General features: G+C 47.9%; 11 protein-coding genes and 2 pseudogenes. 7 read left to right on the plus strand and 6 right to left on the minus strand.

Going from position 1 to position 10,150, the window contains the following annotated elements:
* Window positions 1-60 precede the first annotated feature (60 nt).
* Window positions 61-310 (plus strand): annotated as a pseudogene (locus tag COHPA_RS0114415) (response regulator); the annotation flags it as partial.
* A 166-nt stretch (window positions 311-476) separates the two neighbouring features.
* Window positions 477-1,013 carry a hypothetical protein gene (locus COHPA_RS0114420; protein ID WP_027086863.1) on the plus strand — a complete coding sequence of 179 codons (537 nt, stop codon included), beginning with the start codon at window positions 477-479 and terminating at the stop codon, window positions 1,011-1,013.
* 83 nt (window positions 1,014-1,096) lie between these two features.
* On the opposite strand, the pseudogene COHPA_RS25185 reads toward COHPA_RS0114420, so the two are convergent.
* Window positions 1,097-1,234: pseudogene (locus COHPA_RS25185) on the minus strand (IS3 family transposase); the annotation flags it as partial.
* A 220-nt stretch (window positions 1,235-1,454) separates the two neighbouring features.
* On the opposite strand from COHPA_RS25185, the gene COHPA_RS0114425 reads away from it, so the two are divergent.
* From COHPA_RS0114425 to COHPA_RS0114435, 3 genes are read left to right on the plus strand one after another with little or no spacing between them, the layout of a single operon-like run.
* A complete protein-coding gene (locus tag COHPA_RS0114425; protein ID WP_027086864.1) occupies window positions 1,455-1,877 on the plus strand; it encodes a VOC family protein in 423 nt (140 codons plus the stop codon).
* Window positions 1,877-2,653: an RNA polymerase sigma factor gene (locus tag COHPA_RS0114430; RefSeq protein WP_027086865.1), complete on the plus strand. Its 777-nt coding sequence runs from the start codon at window positions 1,877-1,879 to the stop codon at window positions 2,651-2,653. The genes COHPA_RS0114425 and COHPA_RS0114430 overlap by 1 nt, the downstream gene beginning before the upstream one ends.
* Entirely contained in the window at window positions 2,654-3,151 is a 498-nt protein-coding gene (locus COHPA_RS0114435) for a DinB family protein (protein ID WP_425393686.1), read from the plus strand. It abuts the gene before it with no gap.
* Here COHPA_RS0114435 and COHPA_RS0114440 read toward each other — a convergent pair.
* The gene (locus COHPA_RS0114440) at window positions 3,148-3,474 is read right to left on the minus strand and encodes a hypothetical protein (RefSeq protein WP_027086867.1); all 327 of its coding nucleotides are present in this window, start codon (window positions 3,472-3,474) and stop codon (window positions 3,148-3,150) included. The two genes, COHPA_RS0114435 and COHPA_RS0114440, sit on opposite strands and share 4 nt — an antisense overlap.
* A 162-nt stretch (window positions 3,475-3,636) precedes the next feature.
* On the opposite strand from COHPA_RS0114440, the gene COHPA_RS0114445 reads away from it, so the two are divergent.
* Complete coding sequence (locus COHPA_RS0114445) at window positions 3,637-3,876, plus strand: thioredoxin family protein (protein ID WP_027086868.1); 240 nt, start codon at window positions 3,637-3,639, stop codon at window positions 3,874-3,876.
* Window positions 3,877-3,999: 123 nt separating this feature from the next.
* Window positions 4,000-4,608: a MarR family winged helix-turn-helix transcriptional regulator gene (locus COHPA_RS0114450; protein ID WP_027086869.1), complete on the plus strand. Its 609-nt coding sequence runs from the start codon at window positions 4,000-4,002 to the stop codon at window positions 4,606-4,608.
* A 6-nt stretch (window positions 4,609-4,614) separates the two neighbouring features.
* On the opposite strand, the gene COHPA_RS0114455 is transcribed toward COHPA_RS0114450, so the two are convergent.
* The 4 genes from COHPA_RS0114455 to COHPA_RS0114470 all read right to left on the minus strand — a co-directional run bounded on the left by COHPA_RS0114455 (window position 4,615) and on the right by COHPA_RS0114470 (window position 10,003).
* Window positions 4,615-5,511: a LysR family transcriptional regulator gene (locus tag COHPA_RS0114455; protein ID WP_027086870.1), complete on the minus strand. Its 897-nt coding sequence runs from the start codon at window positions 5,509-5,511 to the stop codon at window positions 4,615-4,617.
* A gap of 311 nt (window positions 5,512-5,822) precedes the next feature.
* Window positions 5,823-7,847, minus strand: a complete 2,025-nt coding sequence (locus COHPA_RS0114460) for a right-handed parallel beta-helix repeat-containing protein (RefSeq protein WP_027086871.1) — start codon at window positions 7,845-7,847, stop codon at window positions 5,823-5,825.
* A 30-nt stretch (window positions 7,848-7,877) separates the two neighbouring features.
* Window positions 7,878-9,320 (minus strand): sensor histidine kinase, encoded by a 1,443-nt coding sequence (locus COHPA_RS0114465; protein ID WP_027086872.1) that lies wholly within the window; start codon window positions 9,318-9,320, stop codon window positions 7,878-7,880.
* Entirely contained in the window at window positions 9,317-10,003 is a 687-nt protein-coding gene (locus COHPA_RS0114470; RefSeq protein ID WP_027086873.1) for a response regulator transcription factor, read from the minus strand. The genes COHPA_RS0114465 and COHPA_RS0114470 overlap by 4 nt, the downstream gene beginning before the upstream one ends.
* Between the last annotated feature and the right edge of the window lie 147 nt (window positions 10,004-10,150).

Below are 10,150 nucleotides of genomic sequence, written 5' to 3' on the forward strand. Positions count from 1 at the left end.
TGCAGAGACATAGACAACCCATCTTTGTCTCTGCATGGCTATAGCGAGGGGGGGATTGAGCTGAGGAGAATCATCGTCATTGATGACGACAAGAACATCCTGCAGCTCGCTCGTGGGCATTCATCTAACACGTCAAGGATATCGGGTGTTAGAAGCAAGTAACGCCGCAGAAGCCTTGGAAATGCTGGAGAAGGAAGTGCCTGATCTGGCTGTCGTTGACGTTATGATGCCCGGTATGGATGGCATTGAATTAACCAGAATCTTAAGTCAAGACTACGGTATTCCCGTAATTCTCTTAACGGCAAGAGGTGTAGGATGCCGACATGGATTATTTTAGTCAATTTTACTTATTAGTAAAAAAAGGACTTTTGTTGGATTGAAGCTAAAATTATGGGTGATAGGATTGTGATTGGAGGAGCCAGGATGAAATGATTTCAACTTGACTTCCCAATCAATCGTACTGGAGGATTTTCGGGATGAAACGTAAGATGTTTATGTCGTTTGTCATGATTATCATAATGGCACTGGGCTTGCTGGGGCAAGCGGTTGCAGCCAAGGATTTTGCGTTCTCGCAGATTGGAAACGGTGCTAATACTTCCATTCTTCAGCCACCGTCGGGGGTTCTGGGAGGGGCTCCGGGAATGTGTTCCTATTCCAGTTCAAATTATAAAGATGTTACATTCCGATGTGCACTAGACGTTCAATATTATCCGTATGGTTTCTTTGCAATAGGCAGCAGGTCATTCGATCTGAAAATATTAGATGAAAATTGTATTGAGTTGCGTAGAGAAGTTGATAGGCATACGAGACTCTATAAGGTCTATCGTTCTGGATTGGATGGGTTTCTGGATGAAATCAATAGGACCTATGTAACATGGGACGAACTCATTGAGTATGGGAAACAAAATGGCCGAATAGGCTTGTATTCAAGAACTGTCATATCTGACTGGAAACTTGTACAGTATAGTCTCCAATATATTAATACATTAATTGATCCTATGATTAACCCGTAACCTAGAGAACAAACGTATGTCGAAGCTTTGGAATCCTAATGCCTCGCGTGAACTGGTCAAGAGGTCGTTGTACAAGTGAGATTTTCAAACGTTTCAGACTTTAGCGTGGAATGAAAAGATTCGATTGGGGCATTATCAGCGGGCGTTCCCTTAGGGGGCATGCTCATGGTAATGCCTTTTTCCTTTACCGCCTTCTGGAACGCAGATGACGTGTACACAGCGCGGAGAATCATATCATCAGTGAAAGGGATAGCTCTTACACGTTGAAAAATGTGGTCGTGGTGTCGGGCATTACTTGGCACTGGCGACCCGTTTTTTGTTCTGTTCGCTAACTTCGTAATCAGTTATGCCAATAAGGCGTCTTTGCTTACCCGTATCTTTTTATGGATTTTTATCGTTAATAGATTAAAAATAAAGTTAAAGGAGAGTGTTTGATCAAATATGGGAAAAATCATCTCGTTTGTATCTAGCATTTTTATTCCTGTGACCGATATCGCTCGTTCGGAGGAGTGGTACGTTCGAATGTTCGATCTGGAGAAGGTGGAGCAGACCGATTATCGAGTCGCTTTCGCGTTCCCTAACGCTCAAACCTTGGTTTTATTATGGAAAGTGGACAAACCGCAGCCCATCCAATTCGACACCGGTAAACACCAGATGCCTTATTTCAATTTCACCTCGTACGACATTAACCATTCGTATAGAGAGCTTAAGGCGAAGGGGGCAAAATTAAGCGAAATCTATAAAGAGGATGGACACACGTTTTTCAAAGCATTCGATCCAGACGGAAATCCCGTCGATATTGTGGAAGAGACGGGGCAAACGCCGTATTTTGCCCACAAAAATCATTTTAGGGAGCAGCCATAGTGCCGCAAGGGGACCGTTCGGAGGCGGGATATGAGACGTTTGCGGAGATGACGCTTCCGCTGCAAAGCGATCTAAGACGGTATTGTTTGGCTAAAGCGGGCTCGGCGTGGGATGCGGACGATTTGCTGCAGGAGTCTCTGATTAAAGCCTATCGCTGGCATATTCGATTTCCGAACAGGGAAATTACGAAGCCTTTCTTGTTTCGAATCGCCGCCAACGCGTGGGTGGATATTTGCCGCAGCCGTAAATTTCAGCCTCTGGTCGGACAATTCGAGGAGCAAAGCGGTTCTTATGACGAATGGAGCAAATGGGATGTCCGGGAGGCGCTTGAGCTGTTGTCCGATCGGCTCGAACCCAAGCAGGTCGTGCTTATTTTGCTGATCGACGTATTTCACTTTACCGCGAAGGAAACGGGAATGCTGTTCAGACAATCCGAGGGTTCGGTCAAGGCGGCTCTGAAACGGGCGAGGACGAGGCTGAAGACGGCTGTTGAACGCCATCCCGAATATTGGGATGATTCCGTGCTTACTGCTCCGCGCGGCGGACTTAGCATCGAGGTATTCGAAGCGTTAGTAGACGGGTTTCGCCGCGCAGACCCTTTTGCCATATTCCGGTCGTACCATACGATGATTGATGAAGGGGCTCAAGTGGATCGGATCGAATTGCGCGGAAACACGCTTTATTTTACGATCATAGATCCCGACGGCCATGTATTGATGTTAACCGGGAAGCTGCCATTGCAAGATGGACGGCATCATTCGGACTTCGAGGAGTGATTGCGGTTGTTTAATCTGTGGCAACAATACGATTGGATCAGATCCGCTAGACAAGTGATGCTTGCGTTCTTGGAGGAGCTTCCTCCTCGAATGTTGCATCAACCGGTTTCCGGATTCGGGCGTGGAACGATCATTCGAACCCACCTTCATGTCGTTGATTGTTATAGGTATTGGCTGGAGTCGTTCGCGTTCCGGAAATTAAATGATCATTGGGATGTGTCCGTACACGAGACTGCCGACGTGAAGTTCGTCCGTAAGAGATTTGCGGAGGCGGATGAACTGGTGCAACGGTTCTTTCACGAATTTGACGATCGTTGGTCTGAACCGATCGAGCAAGACGAGAGCTGGGAGGGTTACCCGAAGGAACCTACTCCATTGTTGCTGTTAACGCATACGGAGACGCACGAATTTCATCACAGAGGTCAAATCTTAACGATGGCGAGACACCTGGGTTACCCGCCTCCTGCAGACGATCGTTTAGGCGGACTGTTTACTTAATCCCCATAGGATGAGGACTCAGCCGTATTCGACTTTGCCAATATGAGCATTAATTTGCTTGATGTTGCCGCGGCGCGGGACCTCATCGCACCTGAAGCGGTCGCAAACCAGGAGGCCGGGTCGCGGTTCCAATTCACCATCCGAATGCTATTTTTTGTGATGACAATAGCAGAAGCGACTTTGGATTTCTCTGTCTTTGAATCACGATAATACCCAATTTGGGTGGTGTTCAAATAGTTGAAGGAATGAACATGTTTATATATCGCAGTTTCAACGATCATTCCCATTTCCGTAGGGTCAGTCAGTACTTCTTCTCCGATCATTAATACTGCATTCCGATACCGGTTGTTCCGGACCCGGTACAGGATAACGATAGGTTATTCCTATCGTTACCATATGAAATCAGAAATGGTTCTGGTGCTGAAACCGTATTAGAATTATATGTGTAGCGATGCTACATATTAAAACATAAGGGAGTGATTGAATTGTCTAAAGCAGTATTCTATCATGCAGGTTGTCCAGTATGCGTGGAAGCGGAGCAATTGATCCTGAACTTTCTTGATGAGAAGAAAGTCCAACCGGAAATCGTTCATCTAGGTGAACAACGCAACAAAATCACGGATGCGGAGAAGGCAGGCGTTAAATCTGTTCCAGCAATCGTAGTAGATGGTTTGGTCTATCACATTAACTACGGCGCATCATTGGAAGATGTTAAAAAAGGATAATAAACGCAAAAACAAAAAGGTGATGGGGTAGGCAATACCCGATCACCTTTTGTATGACCCTATTGAAATAAGGAGAGGAGGGGTAGGAAAGTTGTATAATGGGAGTCAGAGGTGATTTGTCAAATGTTCTTTGATCCTAAGCTCCGTAAGCAGAATCGTTCTGCAAGCTTGAGCATGGCTCTGTTACGAGTGGCTCAAGCGATCAAGTCGATCAATCAAGATGAGAGTGGGGCTTTCGGATTATCTCCAGTACAAATTCAAGCATTGCAATTCATCCATCATACTCGCGATGATATGGTTACCGTTAAGACTTTTGCGGCCTCCATCGGCGCTTCGCATGTTACCGCTGTAAAGATTCTGAACGGACTTGTACAAAAAGGACTCATTTACAAAATTACGAGCTCGGTTGACCGTCGTATTACACATTTGAGGTTAACTAACGAAGGCTTTGCTTTGATAGTAAAGCTAAATCAATGGGGGAATAGGCTTCAGGACGTGGTTCAATCTTTAGAGGAATCCTCATATGAAAAGCTTGAAGCCGGTTTAGGCGCTCTCGTCAAAATTATGCAGCAGCAGGGGTATCTAGTAGTTGCAGAGCCTTGTTTAGGATGTGTACATTTTAAGCCGAATATCGTTCAAGGGGAATACCCTCATTATTGCGACTTAATCGAGAAGTACCTGACGCATGAGGCCTCGCTGAAAGAATGCCCGGAACATACCTACTTAAGGTAATTTCGGTTATAGGCAATTTCTTTGCTTAGCCAATACTATAATTTGTTCCATGAATACCCTACTTGCGGCGCAAAGATACTTATTGCGGCGATAGGCCATGCCAATCTTAATGCTTAGGTTAGGATCTGCAATGGGGATAACACGAATGGCAGCTTGCTTCGACGCTTGAAGATAAGGGAGAGGCAGGACGGTGACTCCTGCTCCTTGTCCTACCATACATATTATCGAATCCATGGTGTTGAGTTCCATGACGACACGGGGGACGATGTCATTATCTTTGTAAACTCGATCCATATATTCTCTTAGGTAATAGGTCTTCTGAAGTGCGATGACAGGAACATGATGTAAACTCTCGAGCTTAATCTCCGTACAGCCAGCTAGCGGATGATTGTCCGGTACGGCAATCGCAAGCCTCTCATCATATAAGTAGGTGGCCACCAGTTCATCATGGAGAGTTGGATAGATAATAATTCCCATATCTATTTCATTGTGAAGCAGCATATGAATAATATCTCCGTTACGCAATCCGAATAGAGAGAGCTCTACCTGGGGATAGCTCTGTTGAAAGGATAGAATGGCTGGAGGCAATAAATCGTTCATGACGGAATATATTGCACCTATCTTAAGAGAGCCTCTTGTTAGTCCCTGTAGCTCTGCGATAGCAGACCTCGCTTGCTCCAGCTCATGAAATACGTTATAGCAATGCTTAAGAAGAATTTGGCCGGATTCGGTTATAATCGTTTTTTTGCCAATGCGATCGAAGAGCGGTAGTCCAACATTGTGCTCTAAGATGCGAATTTGTTGACTCAGCGATGGTTGAGAAATGTTTAACCTCTCGGCAGCTCTGGTGAAATGCAGCTCTTCACACACCGCTACGAAATATTCAAGTTGCCTCAGTTCCACTCTGGATATCAGCTCCATTCAAAGGTTATACCCATACAACACCATACAGGAACCAACAGGTTGTCGGCGGGATATATAAGAGCCTATTGAGCACAGTGCATTATACATATGGATAAAGATAGCATGGGAGGTATTGATTGTATACACGCAATGCCCGAACGGAGTCTTAAACCATGGTCGAGCATTACGGGCTATGGGGGGAGGAGTCATCGGGACTGTTTTACTTCGATAGACCCGTTATGGTGAATTTACCGCAAACGAAAGCCTCTACCCCGATCAGCGGAGTAGAGGCTTAACCCGTAAATCATAAACTAAAATTCAAAATCAATGCTACCTTTGTCGGTCAATTCGAACGGACCGGGCGTGACACCCGCATCAGGCCTCTTGGTTCCGAAGAAATCGGAGTTAAAACGATAGGCCGTGCCGTCCGGTTCCTCATATTTCATATCGGCGTGATAAGTCTTGCCCAGCAGATCGGTGGTTACCAACATTGCAGAAGCTCCGCGAAGCCATTCGGGCTCTTCGACCTGAATACGCACCTTACCTTCCTCAGGATTAATCTCGACTGTTATGCCCTTCTGCGCATAGATCTTCGCATGGGATTCATGACGACTTGGAACCGCACGGTTAAGATATAAATTTCCGCCCATAGCTACCGGAAGAACTGCATTGCCTATAAAGAAATCCTTTGTGGCATCGCCAAGCTCGGCAAGCTCCTCATGGGTGTATTCCCACCATTTCTTATCTTTCACATCGGGATGTTGGTCGTAACCCCCCAGTCCCACGGCATGCAGATAGCAAATGGAATTGTCCGGAACGCCATCCATGACGGTCTTCCCGTCCTCTCCGACTTCATTCCTCGGTTTTAGCGGAAGATGCTCGAAGAAGGTTATGGGAACAGGTTCCTTAGCAGCGTCGTTATCCCCCACGAAGATATTGTTGTAGTACCTGTCATCGCCTCCGGTGATATTGGAGTATCCCGCCATTGCCGTCTCGTGAGGGAAGTGATACGGCGTCGTACGGGTGATCTCGGAACGAACGACAAATCGCCCTGCGAATAAATTGTGGGCAAATGCCCCGCCCTGCGCCATATTTCTGAAATTCATGGGGGAGAGGAACAGATTATGATCGACCATATACGGACCATGGCAAACTTCAACGAATAAATCTTCGGAAAGATTGTCATACAATACATTGCGGCTGATGCGGGTGCCCTGTGCCTGCCAGTCAAGCCAAAGCGCACGGTAATAGCTATAGAGGGTATTGTCGCAAATTTGAGTATCCAGGGAAGCATGCAGTTTAATTCCCGCTACTTCGGCGCCGTGTCTTAGCCGTTTGTGGTGAATATTGTATATGCGGTTCTGATAGATGCTGCTGAAGGCTCCCCCCATATGACCGACAATACCTGCCTGTTCGCAATCATGAATCACATTGCCCCGAACGATGTGACTGCCGACTCTATCCTTATGCCAACCGGAGCGCAATGCTTGCAGGATAACCTCCTGCTCCCGCTGAGTACCGCCTTTCATATGCTTCTCCGAAGACTTGGCGTGACCTGTCCCGATCTCGGTACCCAGGCTGATACCCACGCATTTGGATTCGCTGATCCTATTGTTTTCAATAATCCAACCTTTGCTCCAGTGAGGTCCGATCAAACCTTCCTGGTAGTCAGTGGGCGGCGCCCATTGAGGAGAGGCTTGACGAAGCGTGAAGCCGCTTACGGTTATATAGTTAAGTCCCGGTTTCTCAGGCCAGAAGCAATAAGGGCGGACATTAATTTCTACATTTTCCTTGCGAGGATCTTTTTCGCCGAAATGAGCCCAGATTTTCGTTGTCGTAGAACCGACTTCCGCATACCACTTTAACAGGGAGTCCTTGGGATACTTGGCTTCGGGCCAAACTTCGGGCTTGCGAACCTTCTCGACGCTATCGCATTCATATAAAGATTTGCCATCTAAATAGACATCGCCAAGATGAACCGGGAAGGGCCCGTCAAACACCCAGTCTCCACTCAATTCCGTGTTAAAGGGATTACGAACGGAAAATAGGGAGTTGGGTACTTCCGTGCTCCACACGGAGTCTCCTTCGGACTTCCAGTCGGTAATCCGTTCAGCTCCCGTAATGACGACTTCCCCGTCTCCTGCGGATCGATATACGATTCTATGCTCCGCCGTTCCGCCGTTGGCCGGGTTAACCCATTCCCTGTATACTCCGGCATGAACAATAACCGTATCACCGGCCATGGCAAGAGAAGCAGCGCGAGATATCGTGCGAAAGGGTTGATCGGCGGTTCCTTGTTGGCGATCATTCCCATGTATGGATACATGGTATTCCATATCATCTCTCCTTCTTGTTGTATGAAGCTATTATACCGTTTGCGCTTCAGCTATTCGAGTCTCTCTGTTGTACCGCGGCAGCATAATCCGCACCTGCGTCCCAACATCTGGGATGCTGTGCAGCTCGATAGATCCGCTATGGGCTTCGACGATTTCCTTGACGATGGCAAGACCGATCCCGAGGCCCTCTCCCTTCCTTCCGCCCTCCACCCGGTAGAAGCGCTCGAATACGCGCGCTTGGTGTTCCGGAGGAATGCCCTTCCCCTTATCGCTTACGCTCAAGCGGACGGAAGTCCCGTCGGCTGTCAATTGAAATCCGAGATAGCGTCCTTGTTTCCCGTATCGGATCGCATTGTCGAGAATGTTCCGCAAAGCCCTCTCTATCAGCGATGCGTCGATGAACAGATGAATATCCTCGTCCGGCAGATCGACATCGAACGCGATCTGCTCTCCGTCAAGGATCATCATATATTCGGCCGCCAGTTTACGAACGATCTCCGATAAATTATCATTCGCCTGGCGGATGGCAAAGCCGGCCGTGTCCTGACGGGAGATATCCAGCATTTGATCCAGCAGCTTGTCCATGTATCTGGAGCGTTGCAGAATGATCTTGGCCCTCGCTTGAAGCTCCTGCTGATCCCGATAATTTCCGGTGCGAATCATCTCCGCGCAGCCGAGCATCGTGGTAAGCGGGGTACGCAAATCGTGCGACAAGTTGGATAGCAAGAGTTTGCGGTTGTTCTCGAACTGCTGAATTTCGGCAAATTGGTTTCGGATGCGCTGTGTCATCGAGTTAAAGTGCTGCGTCAGTTGGCCTAATTCGTCCTTGGATGAATCGGTCAATTGCACGTCGGGAGAATCGCTATGAATATTCAGTTGGTTCAGCGCTTGATTCAACCTGCGAATTCTTTTGTTAATGGAGAAGAACATCCATAAGGCCAGCAGGAACGGAATCAAAAAGGACAGGATGAGCGGAACCACCAAGGTCAGCAGCGATGTCATCGTGCGAATAAGGAAATAGATCTCGCCTTGCTTCATGGCGGAGGCCGGAACGATGAGGAGCAAGTAGTACGATTGTCCGCCCGCGGTTGTCGGGGTGATGATGGGGATGTCATTTTCCCTCAAATAGTTCCCCGGCATATCTTGCATAAGCATGGCTATATCGCGAAACGTAAAGCGGGGATGAATGCCGGCCGTATCGTAGAGGGTTTGTCCTTGATCGTCGATCCACAACCATCGAATGTCGGGATGCTGCTCGCGGGCGCGATCCAACGTTCTTTTCAGTACGTTCCATTCCAATTCGGGTTGCTGTTCAAGCGAAGCCGCGACAGATTGCGCGAGTGGATTTAATTGGAACAGCGCGTACCCTTTGTTCGCGACCTTCCCCATCCAAACGGAGGTAATGACGAACAGCGCCATGCTTAACATGGCGCCAAGCACAAGCACGAGCCATAGCTTGGTACGTAATTTCATAGTCCAACTCCCGTTAACCGATAGCCGACGCCGCGAACGGTTTGAATTTCCCACGACGACTGTGAACGCTCCAGCATTTTTCGCAGTCGACTCATATACACGCTCAGGTTATTATCGTCATACCGTTCGTGCTGCCATACTTGCTGATAGATTTCGAGCTTCGTCATGACACGATCGGGGTTCCGCATGAACAACTGCATCAGACCGCACTCGATCAAAGTTAAGGATACTTTCTCGTTCGCAAGGTGCAGGATCAGGTTGTCGGCATCCAGAACCAAGGCGTTCAACCGAATGACCGGTGATGAACGTTCTGATGCAGGATATCGTCTGCGCAGGACGGCTTGAATGCGGGCCATGAGCTCCATTGGACTGAAGGGCTTCGTCATGTAATCGTCGGCACCGAGTCCGAGCGTCGTGATCTTGTCTTGCTCCTGTCTTCTAGCGCTAACGACGATCGCTAGCGTGTCCAATTGATGACTGCGCAAGTAGCGCAGCACTTCGAGTCCGTCGCCCTCATCCATCATGAGATCCAGAACGATGACGTCTATGCGATCGGAGTTTAACCGTTCTATTGCCTGTCGTCCGGTCCCCGCCTCGAGCGCAATCATTCCCGCTTGCTCGATAGGAGTGCGGATGATTTCGCGAATTTGCGGGTCGTCGTCAACCACGAGAATTCGTTCCATTCCAGTCGTCACCGCCGAATGTATGATCGTATTCCTATCATACCATGGGTTTCCATCCACTGTCGTGGCAGTTCCGACATCGTTTGCACTCTATTAAGATTTCATTAAGACTCTTATCAGACAAATTCTGCTATAATTTTCACCGTA

The sequence above is a fragment of the Cohnella panacarvi Gsoil 349 genome (assembly GCF_000515335.1).
Classification (GTDB): Bacteria; Bacillota; Bacilli; order Paenibacillales; family Paenibacillaceae; genus Cohnella; species Cohnella panacarvi.